This is a genomic window from Nostoc sp. PA-18-2419, from assembly GCF_005869855.1.
Taxonomy (GTDB): domain Bacteria; phylum Cyanobacteriota; class Cyanobacteriia; order Cyanobacteriales; family Nostocaceae; genus Nostoc.
The window spans coordinates 155,478-177,592 of record NZ_SZNH01000005.1 but is presented as its reverse complement, the minus strand read 5'-3'; the positions used below and the strand labels follow the sequence as shown (position 1 = coordinate 177,592).

At 41.3% G+C, this 22,115-nt stretch carries 14 protein-coding genes and 1 pseudogene; 8 read left to right on the top strand and 7 right to left on the bottom strand.

The annotated features are described in order from the left end of the window. Positions 1-26: 26 nt before the first annotated feature. From FCR06_RS07740 to FCR06_RS07725, 4 genes are all read right to left on the bottom strand, one after another. On the bottom strand, positions 27-2,606 hold the full coding sequence (locus FCR06_RS07740) for a TonB-dependent siderophore receptor (RefSeq protein WP_317616805.1): 2,580 nt from the start codon (positions 2,604-2,606) through the stop codon (positions 27-29). Positions 2,607-2,904: 298 nt separating this feature from the next. Then, complete coding sequence (locus tag FCR06_RS07735; RefSeq protein ID WP_138498267.1) at positions 2,905-4,023, bottom strand: PepSY-associated TM helix domain-containing protein; 1,119 nt, start codon at positions 4,021-4,023, stop codon at positions 2,905-2,907. Between the two features lie 49 nt (positions 4,024-4,072). Beyond that, positions 4,073-6,649: a TonB-dependent siderophore receptor gene (locus FCR06_RS07730; protein ID WP_138498265.1), complete on the bottom strand. Its 2,577-nt coding sequence runs from the start codon at positions 6,647-6,649 to the stop codon at positions 4,073-4,075. A gap of 153 nt (positions 6,650-6,802) precedes the next feature. Then, entirely contained in the window at positions 6,803-7,792 is a 990-nt protein-coding gene (locus tag FCR06_RS07725) for a helix-turn-helix transcriptional regulator (RefSeq protein ID WP_138498263.1), read from the bottom strand. Between the two features lie 392 nt (positions 7,793-8,184). Here FCR06_RS07725 and trpS point away from each other — a divergent pair, with 392 nt between their 5' ends. Then, entirely contained in the window at positions 8,185-9,195 is a 1,011-nt protein-coding gene (gene trpS / locus FCR06_RS07720) for a tryptophan--tRNA ligase (RefSeq protein ID WP_138498261.1), read from the top strand. A 270-nt stretch (positions 9,196-9,465) separates the two neighbouring features. Then, a complete protein-coding gene (locus FCR06_RS07715) occupies positions 9,466-10,386 on the top strand; it encodes a methylenetetrahydrofolate reductase (RefSeq protein ID WP_138498259.1) in 921 nt (306 codons plus the stop codon). 284 nt (positions 10,387-10,670) lie between these two features. Here the strand turns inward: FCR06_RS07715 and FCR06_RS33420 are convergent. After that, positions 10,671-10,910: pseudogene (locus FCR06_RS33420) on the bottom strand (hypothetical protein); the annotation flags it as partial. A gap of 161 nt (positions 10,911-11,071) precedes the next feature. Further along, positions 11,072-11,299, bottom strand: a complete 228-nt coding sequence (locus tag FCR06_RS07705) for a hypothetical protein (protein WP_223280069.1) — start codon at positions 11,297-11,299, stop codon at positions 11,072-11,074. Between the two features lie 432 nt (positions 11,300-11,731). Between FCR06_RS07705 and topA the strand changes: the two genes are divergently transcribed. The 6 genes from topA to FCR06_RS07680 all read left to right on the top strand — a co-directional run bounded on the left by topA (position 11,732) and on the right by FCR06_RS07680 (position 21,408). Beyond that, positions 11,732-14,383, top strand: coding sequence for a type I DNA topoisomerase (gene topA / locus FCR06_RS07700; protein ID WP_138498257.1), 2,652 nt, complete (start codon positions 11,732-11,734; stop codon positions 14,381-14,383). A gap of 444 nt (positions 14,384-14,827) precedes the next feature. Then, positions 14,828-14,965: a hypothetical protein gene (locus FCR06_RS32445; protein ID WP_189523346.1), complete on the top strand. Its 138-nt coding sequence runs from the start codon at positions 14,828-14,830 to the stop codon at positions 14,963-14,965. Positions 14,966-14,977: 12 nt separating this feature from the next. Beyond that, positions 14,978-15,439: a type II 3-dehydroquinate dehydratase gene (gene aroQ, locus FCR06_RS07695; RefSeq protein WP_189523345.1), complete on the top strand. Its 462-nt coding sequence runs from the start codon at positions 14,978-14,980 to the stop codon at positions 15,437-15,439. 104 nt (positions 15,440-15,543) lie between these two features. Next, on the top strand, positions 15,544-16,476 hold the full coding sequence (locus tag FCR06_RS07690; protein WP_138498255.1) for an ADP-ribosylglycohydrolase family protein: 933 nt from the start codon (positions 15,544-15,546) through the stop codon (positions 16,474-16,476). Positions 16,477-16,845: 369 nt separating this feature from the next. Further along, positions 16,846-19,620, top strand: a complete 2,775-nt coding sequence (locus FCR06_RS07685) for an HD family phosphohydrolase (RefSeq protein ID WP_138498253.1) — start codon at positions 16,846-16,848, stop codon at positions 19,618-19,620. Between the two features lie 51 nt (positions 19,621-19,671). Then, positions 19,672-21,408 (top strand): hypothetical protein, encoded by a 1,737-nt coding sequence (locus FCR06_RS07680; RefSeq protein WP_223280068.1) that lies wholly within the window; start codon positions 19,672-19,674, stop codon positions 21,406-21,408. A gap of 21 nt (positions 21,409-21,429) precedes the next feature. Here the strand turns inward: FCR06_RS07680 and FCR06_RS07675 are convergent, their stop codons facing one another. Then, positions 21,430-22,086 carry a TetR/AcrR family transcriptional regulator gene (locus tag FCR06_RS07675; protein WP_138498249.1) on the bottom strand — a complete coding sequence of 219 codons (657 nt, stop codon included), beginning with the start codon at positions 22,084-22,086 and terminating at the stop codon, positions 21,430-21,432. Positions 22,087-22,115: the final 29 nt, after the last annotated feature.

Here is a 22,115-nt window from a genome sequence, read left to right as displayed (position 1 = left end):
GCTTTGATGCAGATGCTTATTGAGTCTTAGAACGTGAAAGAAACAGAGCCAATCACTGTAAACGGCGCACCTGGGTAAACAACGTCGCGTCCCTGAGTTTCCAGGTAGTAGTTAATATCAAAAAGATTTTTGAAATTGAGACCAACCCTCCAGTTATCTTGCTTGTAAAACAGCGCTGCATCTGTGCGAAAATAACTTGGCAGAATAAGGGATTTGTCAATTTCTCCAGGGCGATCGCCCACATAATAAAGACCTAAACCAAAGCCCAACCCTTTAAAATTACCTTGTTGAAGTTCGTAAGTTGTCCATAAACTGGCAGTATTTTCTGCTACGTTTTGCAGGCGATTGCCTACAGGTAAGTCATTATCGCGGGTAACTCTGGCATCTGTATAACCATAGGTAGCAATTACATTCCAACCTGGTGTTAATTGCCCAACAATATCAAGTTCAATCCCCTTGCTAGTCTGTTCGCCCACTTGAATCGAATAATTTGAATCGATGGGATCGGTAGTTAAAACGTTGGATTTTGTTAGGTGGTAAGCTGCCAATGTTGCTGAAAGTCTGCCATCAAACAACTCTCCTTTAACGCCTACCTCATACTGTTTGCTGCGTTCGGGAACAAAAGCTGAATTGTCCCTAGACCGTCCATACTGTGGTACAAAAGATTCTGCATAACTTGCATACAGAGAAACAGGAGGGGTGGGTTGATAGACAATGCCAACACGCGGGGTAAAAGCAGAATTATTGTCGTTGGTTGAACTTTGAGCTACTAAATCCTTCTGTAAAATATTCACCGTATCAAAACGACCGCCCAGCAGTAGCTTGAGGTTGTCAGCAATAGTTATTTGGTCTTGCAAATAAAAGCCTAATGTATCTGTGAAATTTTGAACTATGTAAGGTGTAGTGGGACGAGTAATCGGAACAAAGTAAACAGGATTAAAAACATCAATGGATGCAAAAGGTCCGTTAGAAAAGCCATCAGAAACTTCAGTGTAACGGTTCAGGTCTACGCCAAACAGCAGTTTATGGGATATTGTTCCTGTTTTGAAGTTACCAATAACATCTGTCTGGAGTCTGTAGTCCTCGTTGGTGGTTCCACCAAAATTAGCGATATCTCTAGTTGCTGTGCGTCCATCTGCTTGCAGTTCGTCTATCTGAACGCGGATTTCATCACTCTTGAAGATATTGGTAGAAAAAGCCTGACGCAGTTGCCAATTTTGACTGAAGCGGTGTTCGAGATTGTACCCGAACTTGTAGTTTGTGGTAGTACCCTCGTTAATCGATGGTTCGCCAAAAAATCGGTTGATGGGAACCGAACCAGGGCGATCGCCAATTGCAAGCACTCCGCGATCGGGTTTATAATCTCTGTTATTGTATTCCAAAAATAGATTTAAATCAGTATTTTTACTAAGTTTCCAAGCGATAACTGGTGCAACAAATATGTTCTTGGAACTAATAAAATCTCTGAAACTACCAGCATTCTCATAGGCAACATTCAGGCGATACAGTAAGGTTTTGTCTGTATTCAGAGGCCCTGATAAATCCAAAGCTGAACGATAGAAAGCATAATTTCCAACATCTAAATCGAGATTGTAATAAGGGTCACTTAGAGGTTGTTTCGTCACCAGATTGATAATTCCACCTGGTTCGGTTTGTCCGAACAGCACAGAAGCAGGCCCCTTGAGTACCTCAACCCGTTCTACATTGGCAAAGTCTGTAGATGGAAAGTTGTCACGAATTCCATCTCGAAAAGTTGTTTCTTGCGTAAATCCCCGAATTCTCACTCTATCAAAGGAGTTTTGATAGCCTGCACCTGGTGTTACGCCACTGACATTTTGCAGAATATCTCGCAATCTAATCGTTTTTTGATCGTCAATTATTTGTCGTGGAATCACCTGAATCGATTGGGGAATGTCGCGCAAAGGTGTATCAGTTTTAGTTGCGGTTGTTGCATCTGGTACGCGATATCCATCTTGTTCACCAGTTACCACTAATTCAATCGGTTCATCACCTTGTGTTGATGGTTTTGGCTGTGTTTGACTTTCAGGCGGCTGTTGTTCGGGAGTTGGTTGGGTTTGAGGTTGTTGTGCTGTGGATGCAGCAGTTGCCACACTAAAAATTAAACCTTCGTCTGGACTGTCAAATAACTCGACAGTTGGTATACCTACCTCACCTATCACTGTCACCCGGATAGTATTGGCATCAAAGTTAGTAACTGTAATCTCACTAACACCAGCTATTGGCTTTTCTGAGCGGAATGTGAATGCTTCGCCCGATGGTAGACGCAATTGAGCATTAGGAATATCAGTAATAAAATTGCTACCAGTACTACGATTTACTAGTTGCAACTGTTGTCCTTTCGAGGTTTGTAAAATTACCTCCACACCTTTATTAGTGGGATTTGCCTTGACTTGCGTCACTTGTACAACTTCTGTTTGTGGCGTTTGTTGTTGTTCTATCTGAGCCAGCCATTCTTTGACTGTTCTGGCAAAGTGATTTGGCTCTTGGATAGGAGAAATTTTAATTACTTCTTTTGCTTGCCCAGGTTTGACAATGACAGCAACTAGAAAACAGGAAATAAAAAGCGATCGCGACAGTTTCATCATTCCACACACCCAACCGGATTTCTCAAAACAGAGCTTGCTAGTTGCAAGTTACTTTTAATTAACTCTATTCAGGAGAATACGAAAAATTGGGCGATCGCATATATCTGAAACCGGATTTTTTTTATCGGAATCGGGATCTACCTTTTGCTATCAGCCTTTGCGGTGACGATAGTCTATAAGAGTCATGCAAATTGCTGTTTAAACAGGTAGCCAAAATGACTTGTGTTTTCATACCCCACTTGAGAGGCAATTTCTACAAAAGCGGAATAAGGGATTTCCAAAGTAAAAAATTAAAGCTTTAAATTGAAGTTTTATAAATACTATTTTTTGTAGTTGGTTTTGCCTGATAGCGATATCGCCACATCACAAAGCCAGTAAAAAATAAAATTAAGGGTGCAAATCCGATAAAGACGTAGAAAATTCGAGAAGGTAATCCCCAGAAAGTGCCGTAGTGCAAATCGTTAAAGGAATTGAGGACGCGATCGCCTAATGATGCAGTTGCGATCGTAGATACCTGTAAAACCTTGCCGCTATACTGGTCAAGAGAAACATCGCCAAGATTAAAGTTAAACCAAAAAGTCTCTTCTGGTTTACTTGGAAAGCCAATTAGACTAAGTGATGCATTGGGCAAAGCAGCTTGAGCGATTTTTAACTGCTCCTGTAGTCCAAGTGGAGACTGACCGGAAATAGGTACAGAAACCAAATTGGGTTGAGGTTTGGAGAAGGTGAATGCGTAGATTATCGGGTTGACAAATTCAGAAAAGTTCCAGCAAAAGCCAGTGAAAAAGGTAAAGACTAGAAATGTGGCTGTAATGACACCAGCAACTTTATGAATATCAAAATTTACTCGCTTAGGATGAGCATTCCATTTAATTTTGAAGCCAGCAATCAACTTGCGCCAACCAGGCCATAAGATAATGCCTGTAATACTCAAGATTGTGAACAGTAATCCCACAATGCCCACAAACTTAAGACCAATGTCACCACTTAAAAGGTTGTAGTGGAGTGKATAGATAATGTCAAAAAATATCTTTTGGATCGAGCTTGGTTTGGAGTTAGGGTTGAGGATTACTCCGGTGTAGGGGTTGACGTAGATTGGTAGCCAGTCAATTTCTTTTGTTTTGAGGATAACCTTTGTTGACCGATCTGGCTTTGGGGGCGGGTAATACCGTTGAATAGTTGTATCTGGCTGGTTGGCGTAGGCTTTTTTGACGGTGTTGAGGACAGCTTCGATTGGTAGTTGTTCTCTTTGAGGGATGATAGTGCCACTTTGAAGATGCTCATCAAAGTTGTCAATTTCTGTGTGGAAAACCAATAAACTACCCGTCAAGCCGATGATGATTGCAATCAATCCTAGCGTTAGACCCAAGTAACGGTGTAGGGTGAATATCAAGTTACGTACTTTTTTAGAATTCAAGGTAGATCCTCCTCTGCATAATGTCAAAATACGAGATTGATTTTCTCAATTAAAATCGCACGGTTAGTGACCCGATAATCGTAAAAGGCGCACCTGGAGAATTTGCAGAAGAATAGCGCGAATTTGTGTAGTATTCCACATCAAACAAGTTCTCAGCATTAATTGCTACCTCCCAGTTGTTGCGTCGATAGAACAGAGCCGCATCAAATCGCGTGTAGGCGGGTAGCTTGAAGTTTGGCGGATCGAATTGATCGCCCTGGCGATCGCTAACAAAATATGTGCCAAACCCAAAGCCCAAGCCTTGCAAATCGCCGCTTTGAATCCTATAGGTTGTCCATAAATTTGCAGAATTATTTGGCGTAATTCTCAGCCGACTGCCCACCTTATACGTATTATCTTCAGTGATGATCGCATCAATGTAAGAATACCCTGCTGTCACATTCCAACCAGGCAAGATTTCACCAGTCACGCTCAAGTCAATGCCGCGACTGCGCTGTTCTCCAATCTGAATCGAATACTTACCAGGATCAGGCTCGTTGAGATCAGCCGTCAAAACGTTGGATTTTGTGATTTCGTAAGCAGCTAAAAGTGCTGAGAGTTTCCCATTCAGAAAATCGCCCTTGATACCCACTTCATACTGAGTACCGCGTGTCGGAGCAAAAGCTGAATTCGTTCGAGAACGACCAGAGTTAGGCACAAAAGAACGGCTGTAGCTGGCATACAGTGAAAGAGGCTCGATTGGTCGATAGACGATGCCAAGGCGCGGACTAAATGCTTCACCGTAATTGCTATCAAAAGTATCTGCTATAATGTCTCTCGATGTGCTGCTCACCCAATTAAATTGTCCAGCAGCCACTAGGATGAGGTTATCTAGCAACTTTATCTGATCTTGCAGATAAACTCCATAGGATTGAGTGAACTCGAGGAGTTTAGTAGGGGAAGTCTCAGTGGGTAATTCGACATTGTAGTTCGGGTTGAAAATATCCAGTGGCGGTAAGGGTGCAGTCTTAGGGGAAAGGTAATTCGCCCCGTGGTTTACATCAAAACCGAACAGCACCTGATGGGCTACTGAACCGGTATTAAAGTTTGCTATTAACCCGGTTTGCACTGTATAGGATTCATATATAGGTCTATCATCGACATACATGCCTGTAATAAATCGGTCATCAGACAAAGTGCCATATTCACTGTCTATCAACTTTATATGTTGCGAGCTGATAGATAGGGAATTACGCAGCTGAAGATTTTTATTGAACCGATGTTCAAAGGTGTAGCCTCCTTGTATTTGAGTGGTGTGAATATCATTCGCACTAGGATAGCCAAAATAGCGATTAATCGGCAGCACAAAGGAGCCATCACTCAACGCTGGGACTCCAGCATCAAATGCTGTTTCTTGATTAAGGTATTCAAAGTTTAGGGTCAGCTTTGTATCATCGCTGATATCCCAAGCGATGGTAGGTGCAAGAAAGAATCGCTTTGTCCCTACAAAGTCTCGAAAACTATCAGAATCCTGAAGCGCAATGTTCAGGCGATAGCGTAGGCTGCGGTCGGAATTGAGTGGGCCAGAAAGATCAGCCGTTCCCCGGTAGTAATCATAGCTGCCAGCATTGAAGCCAAACTCGTAGAATGGTTCTGATAGAGGTTGTTTAGTAGTAACGTTAATTGTACCTCCGGGTTCGCCTGCACCGAATAATACAGATGCGGGGCCGCGCAGCACTTCAACCTGTTCAACGTTAGAAATATCTGTTGGTGAGCCTAAGCCACCATTGCGTATGACTTGTCCCGAAAAGCCCCGAATTGAATAATCACCAAAGCCAAACCCTTCGCCACCATAGTCTCCACTATTCAGTGCTACACCGCTAACGTTATTTAACACATCTCGCAACCGAGTAACATTACGATCTTTAATTACCTGTTGCGGTATAATTTGAATTGTCTGAGGAATATCTCGCAAGGGCGTATCGGTGCGCGTTCCGACGCTCGTTCGTGAGGGGTTATAGCCTTCATCTCGTTCACCCGTCACCACAAGTTCAATCGGTTCATTACTTTCTGTCGATGGTTGACTTGGCTGTATTTGACTTTCTGGCTGCTGTGGCTGCACAGAAGATGCAGCAGTTGCAACAGAGAAGATAATGCCCTCATCTGGACTGTCAAACAATTCAACAGTTGGTACACTCGCCTCACCTGTCACGCTTACCCGGATAGTATTAGCATTAAAGTTTGTTACCGTTATTTCACTAACCCCTGCAATTGGCTTAGTAGAACGAAATGTGAATGCATCACCACTAGGTAAACGCAGTTGAGCATTAGGAATGTCGGCAACAAAATTATTGCCAGAACTTTGATTAACTACTTGTAACTGTTCTCCTTTTGATGTTTGTAAAATTATCTCCACACCTTTAGATGTGGGATTTGCCTTGACTGAAGTCACTTGTACAACTTCACCCTCCTGATTTTGGGCTGGCAGGTTCTGCTGTTCTATTTGAGCAAACCATTCTTTGACTGTTCTTGCAGAACGGTTGAGTTCCTGTACACTTTGAATTTCAGTTACTTGCTTTGCCTGAATTGGTTGTATGACAACAGCAATAAAAAAACAAGAAATAAATAGCGATCGCGACAGTTTCATAACCCCACACACCCAACCGGATTTCTCAAAACAGAGCTTGCTACTTGCAAGTTACTCTTAATTAACTCTATTGAGGAGAATACGAAAAATTGGGCGATCGCATATATCTGAAACCGGATTTTTTTTATCTGAATCGGGATTTACCTTTTGCTATCAGCGTTTGTGCCGACGATAGTCTCTAGGAGTTATACTAAATTGCCGCTTAAACAGATAGCAAAAATGACTTGTGCTTTCATACCCCACTTGAGCAGCAATTTCTGCAATCGTCAAATTAGTGCCGATGAGTAACTGTTGTGCTTGCTCTAGCCGTAAGGATTGCACATACCCACATACTGTAGTGCCAAAAATTTCTCGAAATCCTCGTTTGAGTTTAAAGTCATTGAGTCCGATTTGTCTGGCGAGATTTAAAAGAGAAGGTGGATGCTGAAGGGTTTGATTGAGGATAGCTTTAGCATGATGTAAACGTTCAATTTCATCAGGACGAAAAAATAGCGATCGCTCTAATAAAAGATTATTTTCACCCCACTGAGCAATCTGAAGCGTCAGTAGTTCCAACACCTTTGCTTCTAAATACATTTGTCTGAGTGTTTCTCGAAATGGACACTGTAATATTTGCTGAAGTACCAATCGCATTGCAGGTGTGATGGCTCCTAATGGCTGGTGAAACCGTTCTATTGTGCTATTTTCAATCAACTGCTGGAGTAGAGTTGGTAATTCCTTAAAGCTACTCTGGAAACTAGAAAGTAAATCAGGATACCAGTAAATACTGACACATTGCTTGGATTGGTTCGCAGAAAAATGCTCAAACTCCCGAATATCAGGTAAGTAAAATAAATAGTTGTAGCCTGCAACTTCTTCGTAATCATCGTTGACTCCAGGCACATTTGGTGTAGTGGTTCTCATACCACCAGAGAGCAAAAATTTAGATGTCAGAAAAGGCAAATCATCGTGTTCGCTCTCAAGAATTACTGCTTGTGAATACTCACTTTGGTGAATTACCAACTCAAGGTTATGGCGCAGCATAGTCCAATGACTGCTACCTTGACCAAACCAGGTAGAAAATTTTACTTTACCCTGGTAGTGATTAAGCTGCACATCATCACATAATTCATTGAAGTCTGTCTCAGTCAAATAAATAGTCATGATAATAGTCTCAACCACTTGTTGAGAATAGTATCTATTGACAGGCAAAGCGATCGCAACTGAAAATTTTATCCAAGAACAGTATAGTCAGATTTTTAAGAAAATTTATGCCATTACTCAGTAGTCAGTTACTAGTAATACAGATTATTAAATGCGTAAGTGGGATGCACTTGTGAAAAAAACTCTGCAAACTACTAAAATTCAGTTCAAATCCGCTGTGGTGAGTAAATCTGTAATTCTGCAACGACGAGTTGACATGGAAAATGTCAAAATTAAATGAGTTTTGCACCAACCGCGTTTGAGTTGATGCAGCCTCTGATAAACAAGAGAAGCCAATTGTCACCAGACGCCATTTGATTAGCGCAGATTTGAGATAACTAAGTTGAGAATTTATGGGCAAGCAACGTGTTCTTTCTGGAGTTCAACCAACCGGCAATTACCATCTAGGCAACTACTTGGGAGCCATTCGCAACTGGGTAGAAGGTCAGAGCGAATACGAAAATTACCTGTTTGTGGCTGATTTGCACGCAATTACAGTACCACATGACCCAACACAGTTGGCAGCTGATACTTACACCCTTGTTGCTTTGTATCTAGCTTGTGGTCTTGATTTAAATCACTCCACAATTTTTGTGCAATCCCACGTTTCAGCCCACAGCGAACTCACCTGGTTGCTCAACTGTATTACACCCCTAAACTGGCTGCAAKATATGATCCAGTTTAAGGAAAAAGCCGTCAAGCAGGGAGAAAATGTGAGTGCAGGCTTATTGGATTACCCAGTGCTGATGGCATCTGACATTTTGCTTTACCAAGCCGATAAAGTACCAGTAGGTGAAGACCAAAAGCAACACTTGGAATTGACACGGGATATTGCAGCTCGGTTAAATCACCAATTTGGCAAACCAGAGCAGCCAGTTCTGAAGTTACCAGATCCTCTGATTCGCAAGGAAGGGGCAAGGGTGATGAGTTTGGCGGACGGTACACGTAAAATGTCGAAGTCCGATCCTTCCGACTTAAGCCGGATTAATTTGCTAGATCCACCAGACCAAATTCAATACAAGATTAAGCGTTGTAAAACCGATCCGATTCGTGGTCTGACTTTTAACGATCCAGCGCGTCCAGAGTGTCATAATTTGTTAACTCTGTATACATTGCTTTCTGGTCAGACGAAAGAAGATGTAGCTGTTGAGTGTCAGGATATGGGTTGGGGACAATTCAAGCCATTATTAACGGATACAATAATTGAGTCCCTCAAACCAATTCAAGAAAAATATCAAGCGATAACGGCGGATAAAACTTATTTAGAGTCTGTGTTGCGGGATGGAGGCGAAAAAGCTAGAGCGATCGCTAATCAAACTTTATCACAAGTAAAAGTCGCTTTAGGCTATTCTCTACCATTATAAGTTTTCCCGATTAAGTGTGATTTGTTATACCATTAAACAAGATAGAATTCAGGAGTCAGTCGCCAAAATTCTCCAATTGAATTGTGTACAGAGGCGACACCAGTCGCTATAACGTGGTAACCCCGCAACGCGCTGGCTGATTAATTGCGTCTCTTGAATTTTGTACCGACGCGATTAATCGCATCTCTTGAATTTTGTACCGACGCGATTAATCGCGTCTCTACTTCTAAATTCTGACTTGTTCTTTAATAAATCGAGATTTCTAATGATATGCATCGTACCCATAGTCCTACTGCCTTTCATAGAGCCGTGCAAGCAGGTGAATTTTTGCTTACCGCCGAGGTAGCGCCTCCGAAAGGGGGAGATCCAGCGCACATGATCGAGATAGCGGCGACCCTTAAGGGGAGGGTTCATGCCGTCAATATTACCGATGGTAGCCGCGCTGTGCTGCGAATGTCTTCGTTAATGGCATCGGTGATTTTATTACAAAACGGTATAGAGCCGATTTGTCAAATTGCTTGCCGCGATCGCAACCGCATTGGTTTACAAGCTGATTTAATGGGTGCTCATGCCTTGGGCATACACAATATATTAGCCTTAACTGGCGACCCCATAAAAGCAGGCGATCATGTTGAAGCCAAAGCTGTTTTTGATTTGGAAGCTGTGCGACTCTTACAACTAATTCGCAAGATGAATCAAGGCGTTGATTGCAACGAAAAACCTTTAACTGATGGGGCGCTAGATTTATTTGCTGGTGCAGCAGTAGATCCGCAATGTAAGAGTTGGTCGGGTTTACAAAGTCGATTTGAACGCAAAATCGAAGCTGGAGCGCAATTTTTTCAAAGTCAGCTGATTACCGATTTCGAGCGCCTAGAAAAATTTATGGACACAATTGCCACTGGTTATAAAAAACCGATTTTGGCAGGAATTTTTCTGTTAAAATCGGCAAAAAATGCTCAGTTTATTAATAAGTGTGTTCCGGGTGTAAATATTCCCCAACATATTATTGATAGATTAGCAAAAGCTAAAAACCCTCTTGAAGAAGGAATGAAAATTGCTGCTGAACAAGTACGGATAGCACGGCAATTGTGTCAAGGTGTCCATATGATGGCGGTAAAGCGGGAAGATTTAATTGTACCAATTTTAGATTTAGCTGGAGTTGCTCCACTTAATCAGTTGGTATCAAGGTAAATGATATTATGTCCGGTTGAATACTTATGATATGTGTGAGGGTTGGTAATGGGTAATAGGTGATGGGTGATAGGAGAGAAAAACATAGCTATTCACCTCTTGCCAATTACCTTTTTCCCAATTACTAAAAAGACCAACCATATTGTAAGTAATTAGCCGAACTTGATATGAAATAATACATTTTGATGAAAGCAGATGGTTATCCCATCTGTTTTTTCATCGTTCAAGATAAGGCAATTTGCACTCTTTGGAAAACTAGGGCGTGTTTTCAAACTCGCTGTCTTCTAAAAAAGAGCCCCCCAGTTTATCCAGTAGATTGCTTCACAGGCTGATTTGATTTTGGATGGAACTTGCAAGGCATGAATAAATTGTGTACTTGGGCAAGTCATTTTTAATAAATAAATTGGTTCTTCATCAACATCAGCATCAATTTTTAATAGCGTGTATTGAGCAAAATTATCTAATTCAATAGCTTGTAATTCTTGGCAAATTAGGGCTTAACCAATACCTTGAATTAATACTTTAAATTTTCGACAAAAAATTTTGTAAATATTCGTAGTTATTAAACTTATCGAAAGTGATGTAACTTTTTAATCAGCGACATACCTTCAACCTTCAGGCTCGTAATTCCCGCTGAATTTTTCTCATCCAGTCACCTTGGAGAATAGAAATAGCTTGATGCTCCTCATAAACTAAATAATACCGACTCTGAAAACACACGTAAGTAGAGTATGGTATCTTTATCGAATAATTCTGCCTTTTCCTCAGTAATTCGATGTTTATGACCAGTAACTTCACCTTTTGCCAAAGTTAAATGAGGTATTTTTTGTCCTTCAACCTGCTGCACAGGCAGTAAGATAACATCACTTTGAGGAATTGATTGTATGGTTTTGCTTTCCTGACATGGGTACAAACCGCACTTCGCTTTTTTTCTCAAATTTGATTTAATTTTGGCACAAGCTTTTAGGCATTGGGAGTGTTGAGTGATGATCGTTGATTGTTTAGTGAGGAGTTATTCTCCCTATGCTGTTGTCTACCCTTGCCTCCCTTGCCCCTGTGCTACCCACTCCCTGATTACACTTGCGGGGTATTTTGAAAACTGTAGTCGCCAATTATGCGCTAGATAAGTTAAAGATTGAAATAGCTGGAAATTCACATCCAGCTTTGACCTCTCCTATACTCTGGGAAGGACTGCGCCCTAACTTAGGACGATTTTCTCCCAAACAAGCAGTTTGTGTGAGGATTAAATCACCGCCCTAAGCCTGACGTTTTATCTTGACAATTTGTAAAAATTACCTCAATTTGACTGTTTAGCTTAGCAGCTATTCTTTTTTTTGAAATTTCCATGTCAACTCTCGTCATCGTCGAATCTCCAACCAAAGCTCGTACCATTCGCAACTACTTGCCATCAGGCTATAAGGTAGAGGCGTCTATGGGTCATGTGCGTGACTTACCGCAGTCGGCTACTGAAATTCCCCCGGCCGTCAAAGGAGAAAAATGGGCGCAGCTAGGGGTGAATGTGGACGCCGACTTTGAACCGGTATATGTTGTCCCGAAAGACAAAAAGAAAATTGTCACCCAACTCAAAGATGCCCTCAAAGATGTAGATGAACTGATTCTGGCAACGGACGAAGACCGGGAAGGTGAAAGCATTAGTTGGCATTTATACCAATTGCTCAAGCCGAAAGTTCCGACTAAGCGGATGGTGTTTCACGAAATTACCCAAGATGCCATTAAAAAAGCGCTGAAAAACTGCCGCAATATTGATGAGCAGTTGGTTCGCGCCCAAGAAACGCGGCGGATTTTAGACCGATTGGTGGGTTATACTTTGTCTCCGCTGTTATGGAAAAAAATTGCCTGGGGATTATCTGCTGGGCGAGTACAGTCTGTAGCGGTGCGACTTTTAGTCAACAAGGAACGCCAGCGCCGCGCTTTCCGTGAAGGTACGTACTGGGATTTAAAGGCTAGTTTATCAAAGGACAAAACCCCCTTTGTTGCCCAGTTGGTGACTCTGGGAGGAACCAAAATAGCCAATGGCGGCGATTTTGACCCCGCAACCGGACAAATTGTTGCTCTTCGCAATGTCTTGTTGCTCAACGAAGACCAAGCCTTAGCCCTAAAGGAACGGCTGACTGGAAAAACTTGGAATGTCGCCGACATCGAAGAACGTCCAGTAACGCGCAAACCCGCACCACCATTCACCACCTCGACGCTACAACAAGAATCTAACCGAAAACTGCGCCTCTCCGCCCGTGATACGATGCGAATTGCCCAGAATTTGTACGAACAGGGGTATATTACCTATATGCGGACAGATTCGGTGCATTTGTCAGATCAAGCGATCGCAGCTGCTAGAAGTTGTGTAGAAAAACTCTACGGTCAACAATATCTCAGCCCCCAACCCCGGCAATACACCACCAAATCCAAAGGCGCACAAGAAGCGCACGAAGCAATTCGTCCAGCAGGTAGCACCTTCCGCACCCCCCAAGAAACTGGTTTGGGCGGTCGCGAACTTGCTGTCTACGATTTGATTTGGAAACGTACCGTCGCCTGCCAAATGGCTGATTCTCGACAAACCCAAATTTCTGTACAATTGCAAGTCGAGGACGCTGGTTTCCGTTCTTCTGGCAAGCGCATTGATTTTCCGGGATATTTACGCGCTTACGTTGAAGGTTCAGATGACCCGGAAGCAGCACTGGAAGACCAAGAAGTAATTTTACCTAGTCTGAAAGTAGGCGATCGYCCCAATTGTACGGAAATCGAAGCCGTTGGTCACGAAACCCAACCCCCAGCCAGGTACACCGAAGCGACTTTAGTCAAAACCTTAGAAAGCGAAGGTATTGGTCGTCCCAGTACTTACGCCAGCATCATTGGCACCATCATCGACAAGGGTTACGCGCAATTAGTGAGTAACGCCCTGATACCCACTTTCACTGCTTTCGCCGTCACCGATTTGCTGGAAAAACATTTTCCGGATATCGTCGATCCCAGCTTTACCTCAAAAATGGAGCAAACCCTCGATGACATCGCCACAGGTGAAGCTAAATGGCTACCTTACCTGCAACAATTCTATTTGGGAGACAAAGGTCTGGAAACCCTAGTTAAAGGACAGGAAAGCCAAATTGATGCCACCAAAGCCAGAACTGTAGAACTGGAAAATTTGGCAGCAAAAGTGCGAATTGGTAAATATGGCCCTTACATTGAAGTTGAAAATGGTGATGGTGTTGTCACTGCCTCAATTCCCAAAGACTTGACCCCAGCTGACCTCGATCCCAAACAAGTAGAAGTATTGCTGCGGCAAAAAACCACTGGTCCCGACCAGGTAGGTCGGCATCCGGAAACTGGCGAACCAATTTATGTGAAAATTGGTGCTTACGGGCCTTATGTCCAATTAGGTGACAAGTCTGAGGAAAACCCCAAACCAAAACAAGCTTCTCTACCCAAAGGCATCACCCCAGAAAACGTTACCTTGGAAATGGCTGTTGGTCTATTGGCACTACCCCGGACTTTAGGAGTTCATCCAGTCACTGGCAGCAAAATTCAAGCCAGTTTAGGACGCTTTGGCCCTTATATCGTTCATGACCAAGGGAAAGAGGGAAAAGATTATCGCTCTCTGAAAGCTGCTGATAATGTATTGACAATTAGCTTAGAACGTGCGCTGGAATTGTTGTCCGAACCAAAAAAGGGACGCAGTTCCACCAACAGCAAGTCCAAAGCAGCCTTACGCGAATTGGGTACGCATCCAGAGGACGACACACCAGTTAACATCTACGATGGCCCCTATGGACCTTACATCAAACATGGCAAAACTAATGCCAGTATCCCAGAAGGTCAATCGGTAGAAGATATAACCCTAGCAGCGGCCTTAGAATTGTTGGCAGCTAAAGCCTCGACAGGAAAATCGACTCGTAAAACCAGTAAATCAACCAGTTCGAGAGCGAAGTCAACTGCTAAGTCATCAACCGCAGCTACGAAAAAAAAGGGCACACAAGGTTAACAAATTTAGATTTTCAATTTGCGATTTTGGATAGCCTACCAAGGCTCAAAGCGTCAGTCTCAATCGGTAGCTTGCTCAACTACCACCTACCCTTGACTGTTGACCCTTAATACCCATCCTTGGTAGGATGCACTTGTATAGGTTGCAAGTGTGATACTGTAAAAAGTAGGATCTCCACTTTTTTTGGAGAAGGCGGCCAGGTCTGTCGTATCAGCTTGTGCACTGGAAAGTGCCGACACTTCCAGATTTGTTACAACGCGAAAATGCCAGCAATTGCCAGCATTTTTGGCTCAAAAAATACGAAACCTGAATTCGTGAAGTGGCTGATGTCCCAAATGTGGGATTTTCTATTAGCTCGGTCAAAAGTTAGAGGTGCAAAAATACGCAACTCACTGCGTACTTGTTAATCGAAAATTGAGGTAGTATCTCAGGAGCGATCGGTTCATGGACTATATAGAAAAGGTGCTAGAAAAGCTTAAGGAATTAACACGTAGGCTAATTGAGAGCCTTTTAGGACCAGAGGCTGAGCCGGAACCGGAACTGATTCCGATTCCCGTGAACGATCGCTCGCGTCGTCGCTAGCAAAAAGCAAAAGTGCTAAATTCGACGTTGGAACCCTTAAGCATTCTGGCACTGCACGGGCCAAACTTAAATTTGCTAGGACAGCGAGAACCTGGAATTTATGGCTGGTTGACATTAGCAGAAATTAACCGCCTGTTAGAACAAGAAGGATCAAAATTACAGGCGAAAGTTTTTCCCATGCAGTCAAATCATGAAGGAATTTTAGTAGATGCTATTCATGGGGCCTGGGGACAACATCAAGGAATTTTGATTAATCCAGGGGCATATACCCATACAAGTGTGGCATTGCGAGATGCGATCGCTGGGGTTAACTTGCCTACAGTAGAGGTACATCTGAGTAATATTTATCGTCGGGAAGATTTCCGCCATCATTCTTATATTGCCCCAGTAGCAATTGGGCAAATCAGTGGTTTTGGCTTTCAAAGTTATATATTAGGCTTACAGGCACTAGTGCATCATTTAAGAAGCATATAGGCGTAAAATATGAATTGATTTGAGAATTGAGATTTATATCTTCAATTTAAAATGTTAGTTCCGCTTCTAGCGCCTTAAAGGTGCAACTAAAATCCAAAATTATAATGCGTTACTCTCTTGTAAGTCGGTTTAGAGGTACTTTACTCGGAGTATTATTGGGGGAAAATTTAGCTTTTGGTAGGGGAATACAGCCTCAAAATTATTCCAATGGCATAATGGCAATGGTTGTGGGTATCGAGAGTTTAATTAGCTTGAGTAGATTAGATTTAAATGATTGGATAGCGCGTCAGCAAAAAGCTTCTCTTGATTCTGCTCCAACAAACATCATTCTTGCCACATTACCAGTGGCACTTTTTTTTCACGAAAATCCAATTAAGCTACGACAAAACTTGCTAGATGTACTGCAAATCTGGGATGATGACCCAGTAGTACGTGATGGAACACTAGCGGTAGGGTATGCGATCGCTCTAGCTTTGACTGAGAAACTCGACCCTTTAACCTTGATTCCGCAAATAATTTCCTTTTTAGGAGAAACGCCGACATCAATACCGAAAAAACTATTAAGAATTCAGAATTTATTAGCACAAGGGGCTGGACTAGAAAGAGTGCAAACCGAGTTTGCTAGCAAAGAAAAGCTTAGTAACACGATTGCGATCGCATTTTACTGCTTTTTGAGTACATTGGAAGATTTTCGCCTTGCAGTTTTACGAGCTACGAAAAATGATGATGCCATCCAAGATGGTACCCGTTTAATGGCACACTCCACAAGTGTAATTACTGCGGCTTTATCAGGCGCGTATAACACTACAGCAGGAATTCCTCTAAATTGGCGATTGTTTTTACAGAGGAATTTACCAGCATCCGAACTGACAAGCTTTGACCAAATGTTAGAATTAGCTGATGCACTTGTGGCTGTGTGGTCAGGATTGTATGATAACGTTCGCTTACATCCAAAGGAGTTAACACAACAGGGATGTACCATGTCTAGGGTAACGCTTTCAGTTTACGCAGCTCCTCGTGTTAYTCGGTTACATTAATGCTATTTTCAGCAAATAACAGTGCGGATGCCAAACTGCCAACATTAACAGTATTCTATACTGAGATTTTTCAGCAAACCCTCGACCCAATTGTGTAGGTAACTTCCGCAACTGTAGTTGCAACAGTAGCCACATATTGGACTTCCCTGATGATTGTTTTGTTTGAGTTGAGCTAATGAACTCAAGTTGCATAAAACTAGGGTTGAAGCCCCCTATATTATGTCGGGTTAAACACTTATTATTAGATCTGAGGCTTAGAGATTCTAATAATTAAGTAATTACCAGGACTTGATGTGACTACAAGGGAACCATCCTGGAAAATTATAATGCTCATTAGCTTATCAAAGTCAGCAATTGCAGGCAGAGATAATGAAAACGACCGAGCAATTTTTGCAGTTCTTCACCCAGGAATTGTCTTACTGGCGGCGATGGTACACATTATTACGCCGTAAGGGAAAGTTACTTGGGAGAATTAAAAGTCCTAAAGGCACAAGCCATAAAAAGGAACTTTTAAGAGCTATCCTCACAAATGTAATCTTGTTTTTATCAAAAACCAATGACAAAAGCGAACGCAAAAAACCAGAAACAGCGCTAAAGTCAATGGCAAAATCAGTCAAAACTCAGAGTARTATTTATACAGTTGGTTGCCACTGGGTACATGGAAAGCGATATTTGGTGATTTTGGCGATCGCTGTAGTCTCGTTAACAGGAGTTATAGGTCATAAATTCTAYAATCAAACGCAACTCCAAATAGGCAATCCCGCACTCCAGACAATTAGAGCGCCCTATACAACTAGCATCGAAGATCAGAAAAAAACAGACGCCAAGCGTAAAGTTGCTAGTAAAAGTTTTATTCCAGTGTTGATGGTTGATGTGCGAATCAATCAACAGATCGACGAAAATCTGCAACAACTTTTAGATGATGGCAACAAAATTCGTACCATTGCTGGAGCTTTTCCTTTTTTTGATACTGTAGTTTTGTCCAGATCTACCCAGCGTTACCTTCGTTCTTGCTCTGATTTAGAATGGCAAACGGTGCTAGCGGCGGTAAAAAATCATCGAAACCAGTACCGAAAAATAACAGGACGAATCACCTCATCCCGTTCATCATCTATAGCTGCACCGAATCAAGTAGGCCAGCCAAGCACTACACCATCCAAATCTAAATCTGATTCCCAGACTACCGAGGTAGCGTCATTTTATCAAAATACTGACTTTACTCAAGCAATAAAAGAATTAGAAGATTATCAACTGAGAATTTCTGAGAAAAGCTTATCCTCATTGATTGCCCAAATTTCCCAAGTACGCCAAAAATACACACTCGCCACTGCCAAACTTCTACAGTTGGAGAGTGCTAGTCCAGAAACAACATACGAGGAATCCCTGCTCCTAGACTTGTCAGATTTGGAGTGGGAAAATACACAAACAGGAATCCATCAAACTGCCCAGCGGATTCTCACCCAAGGCATCCCCCAAGGACTGCCACCAAATATTGTACAAGATGCGGTGAGCTTACAAGTCCACACCTTTGTCCCTGAAGATGCTGAACCCTTAGCAAGCAAACTGTTGTTAGCTGTACTCCAACCAAATCTGCAAATAGATGAACAACAAAGCAGAGAAAAAGCTCAAAAAGCTGCTGCTGGGGTATCACCCGTGATGGTGAATGTACACCGTGGTCAAGCAATTGTCAAAAAAGGAGAGCAGATTAGTGCCTGGGATTTTGAGGTGTTGCAGCATTATCATTTGATTCGCTGGGAAATCAAGTGGTTAGAGTTGGTGAAGTTAGGAAGCATTATTATCGTCGCCATTGGCATTTTTGTTTGGGTAGAACGACACATTAATTACAAACTGCGACAACGCGATCGCCTTTTGGTGTTACTGCTGGCTCTGAGCGTACCAGGAGTAATCGTCATGGGATTGCCCTACACTAGTTGGAGCGCCCTTGGTTTATTGTTGGGAAGCTTTTACGGCGCTACTTTGGGGCTGACAGTTGTCGGACTGCTGTCGCCGATATTAGCAATCACCTTGGATATGGGCAAAGCTGCACTTTTAGCAGGTTTAGCAGGAGGAATATTAGGTAGTTGCATCGCCCAAAGATTGCGATCGCGTGAGGAATTGGCATTATTGGGTGTGGCTATCGCTTTAACTCAAGGCGGTATTTACTTGATTGTGAAAGTGTTAATTGGACAAGTCTTTGGTTCAACTTGGTATATTGTCATCCGAGAAGCAGGGTTATTTGCTTCATCAGGTTTTGTTTGGAGTGTTGTCGCTTTAGGGTTGAGTCCTTATCTAGAAAGACTTTTTGATTTAGTCACTCCCATTCGCTTAGCAGAATTGGCGAACCCTAATCGCCCTTTACTCAAACGATTGGCAACTGAAACTCCCGGAACCTTTCAACATACACTCTTTGTGGCTACCCTTGCCGAAGCTGCTGCCAAACAACTCAAATGTAACGTTGAATTAGTTCGGGCTGGTACACTATACCATGATATTGGAAAAATGCATGACCCCCTTGGGTTTATTGAAAATCAAATGGGGGGGCCAAATAAACACGATACAGAAATTAAAGACCCTTGGAAAAGTGCAGAAATTATCAAAAAGCATGTAAGTGAAGGGCTGGTGATGGCACGTAAACACCTTTTACCCACAGCAATTCAAGCTTTTATTCCAGAGCATCAGGGAACAATGCTAATTGCCTATTTTTACCACCAAGCCCAGCAAATGGCTCAAGAAGATCCAAATTTAACGGTAAATGAAGCAGATTTTCGCTATGAGGGGCCGATTCCCCAATCGCGGGAAACAGGAATTGTCATGTTGGCGGATGCTTGCGAAGCAGCGCTGCGATCGCTCCAAGGAGCAACTTCGGGGAAACGTCCTGTACCCTTAAAGGGAAGTAGCGTCAGCGCAAAGTCTAGTGAGAAAGAAGAGGAGCAATCGCCTAAAGATGTCTCCACCGAACAAGCTTTAACAATGTTGAATAATATTTTACGTGCCAGGTGGCAAGACAATCAACTTGTAGATTCAGGATTAACACGGGAAGAAATGTCACAAATTGCCCAGATATTTGTAGATGTTTGGCAGCAATTTAATCACAAACGCATTGCTTATCCTAAGTTGAAGGCTAGAACATCAATTCAGTCATGAATAAATGAGATAGAGATTTAGCTCATATACAATAAATAGCGAAATCTAATCATGTACATGATAAATAATATCAATAATTTAGTTTTTCAAAAACGTAACTTAGTATTTTTATTGCCATTAACTATATATGGGATATGGATATTGATTATATATTTGTATGGTGTAAACATTCCAATACTAGATCAATGGAAAGTGCCTGGCGAACAAATAGAAAGTTTTTTCAACAATCAATTATCTTTTGCAATACTTGATAAACAACATAATGAAAGTAGAAAATTGATTCCCAATTTAATATTTGTTATTCTTGCCGGAATTTTAAACGAATGGAACGTGAAAGCAGAAATGATCATGGGATTACATTTTGCTTTTTTTATGTCACTTTTAATTTATTTTTTATTATCATTAACAAATAAACGTTTCTTTAAAAATGTATTTCTTCTAATAGTTTATGATTTTTTATTATTATCACCGTCCTCTTTTAGTCGATGGTTGCGAGGTATCACTATACATAGACTTATTCCTGATGCTTGTTTAATAATAAATGCAATAATTTTTAGATTAAATATAAATCAGAAACTCAAAGTATGGCTATATTCCATTTTCTGTGTAATCTCACAGTATTCTTTTTCTGGAGGCATTGTTATATGGGTCATTTCACTGTTATTTATTATTTTTAACAACCAACTTAGCTTAAATGATAAATTTAAATCTTCAGGTTTATTTATCGGATTATTTACAATATCAAGTATTTTTTATTTTATAAATTATATTCAACCGTCTTATCATACAAAACCAAGTGAAATATTTAAATGTTCTTGGCAAGATATCATAAGTTATTTTTTAGCATTTTTGGGGAACATTTTGGGAGAATATTATGAATTAGATATATTTATCGGATTAGTTTTATTGATTACTTTCACTTTGTTACTAATTTTAAATTTAAAATTTATTAAACAAGAAATTATAGTATGGTTTATTATTGGATTTTACACGATTGTATTAGGAATAGTAAATACTATTACTAGATTACCAATGTCTACTCCTGCAAATAGCCATGCAGTAAGAGTTGATTATATTATTCACTTAGCTTATCTACCATTATCAATAATGGTAATTATTTTATATTTACTAGAATATAAAAATAAATATAATCAACATTTTAAGAATTTGAGTCTTTATCTTTTAGGCGTAATAACTGCCTTTTATATTAATAAGAATTATCCAACTAAAATTTTATATGGATTACAAGAATGGCAGTATCACTATAACTATGGCAAAAGTTGTATTCAGTTAGTCAATATTTATCAAAAAGATGATTGTATTATGGCGCTATTTCCCTTTGTTGAGCCTATAGATTCTTCTGGTTTAAATTTAGTAATTACAAGATTTAAAAATCTGAGTCAATTAAATATCTTCCGCCCTGGAATCGTTAAAGATATAAAAATATCTCATCAGGGTGAATGGGGTTATATTGATTCCATACAAGAAGACCAAAATGGTTTTTTTCAAATTAGTGGATGGGCTAAACTACCAACAAGAGTAGCAGATGCCGTAATATTAGCTTACACAAATGAATCTAATGCTTTGACAGTAGTTGATATCCTATCTATAGGACAGGCGAGACCAGATGTTTCCAAGCTTTATGGTTTAAAATATTTAAATTCAGGATGGTCAGGTCTTATAGATTTAAAAAACAAACTCACTAATTTTCAGAAATCTTATCTTCAAGCATATGCATTTAATTCAAAGCAAAATATTTTTTACCCTTTAAAAAGTTTGTATTTATAATCAAAATTCTGGATTCAATCTCTAATCTCCAGTACGTAGTACAGCAGCCAAAATAAAATTCACTGCTGCTTGAGTATGCTGCTCAATCATTTCTGGACTCAGCAATTCTAAATCTGGTCTAGTGTGCTTGATGTTTTCGTAGGCATTGAAGTATAAATTACAAACCCCAATAATATGTAGGGTGGTGAGAAATGGATCGAGTTGACGAAAACAACCTTCTGCCATCCCTCGCTCTAAAATCCTGATCAGATAGGCAAAATTTTCTTGCCAATTCCCCTGTTTGAAATACTTTCCCTGATTTTGGTTTGCCTCTTGGAACCAAAGCATCCCTCGGTGTGGATGAGCTGCTTCGTAGGCGATCGCTTCTTTAACAAGCAGCTTCAACGCCTCCTCTGGTGGGAAATTATCGAAATTTAACTGCTGAAGAACTTCGTGCATTTCTAGCGCTGGGCGTTGCAGCACAGCTTGATATAGTCCTTCCTTGCTCTGGAAGTAGTAGTAAATCATCGCTGTGGTGACACCTGCACCTTTGGCGATCGCCTCCGTTCGCGCCCCGCTAAGTCCATTTCTAGCAAATTCTGCTTCTGCCGCATCAAGAATCTGCTTTTTCGTCGCCTCTGCATCCCGCACCTGGCGAGGTTTTTTATCTGAAAGTTTTGATTGCGTTGAACGACCCACGTTGCTCCATCAGCTTAACGAAAACATCT

Excerpts from the sequence above, each read along its gene's own strand:
- FCR06_RS07725 (WP_138498263.1), bottom strand. The coding sequence starts at position 7,792 with ATGACTATTTATTTGACTGAGACAGACTTCAATGAATTATGTGATGAT.
- FCR06_RS07730 (WP_138498265.1), bottom strand. The coding sequence starts at position 6,649 with ATGAAACTGTCGCGATCGCTATTTATTTCTTGTTTTTTTATTGCTGTT.
- FCR06_RS07715 (WP_138498259.1), top strand. The coding sequence starts at position 9,466 with ATGCATCGTACCCATAGTCCTACTGCCTTTCATAGAGCCGTGCAAGCA.
- FCR06_RS32445 (WP_189523346.1), top strand. The coding sequence starts at position 14,828 with ATGGACTATATAGAAAAGGTGCTAGAAAAGCTTAAGGAATTAACACGT.
- FCR06_RS07680 (WP_223280068.1), top strand. The coding sequence starts at position 19,672 with ATGTACATGATAAATAATATCAATAATTTAGTTTTTCAAAAACGTAAC.
- FCR06_RS07740 (WP_317616805.1), bottom strand. The coding sequence starts at position 2,606 with ATGATGAAACTGTCGCGATCGCTTTTTATTTCCTGTTTTCTAGTTGCT.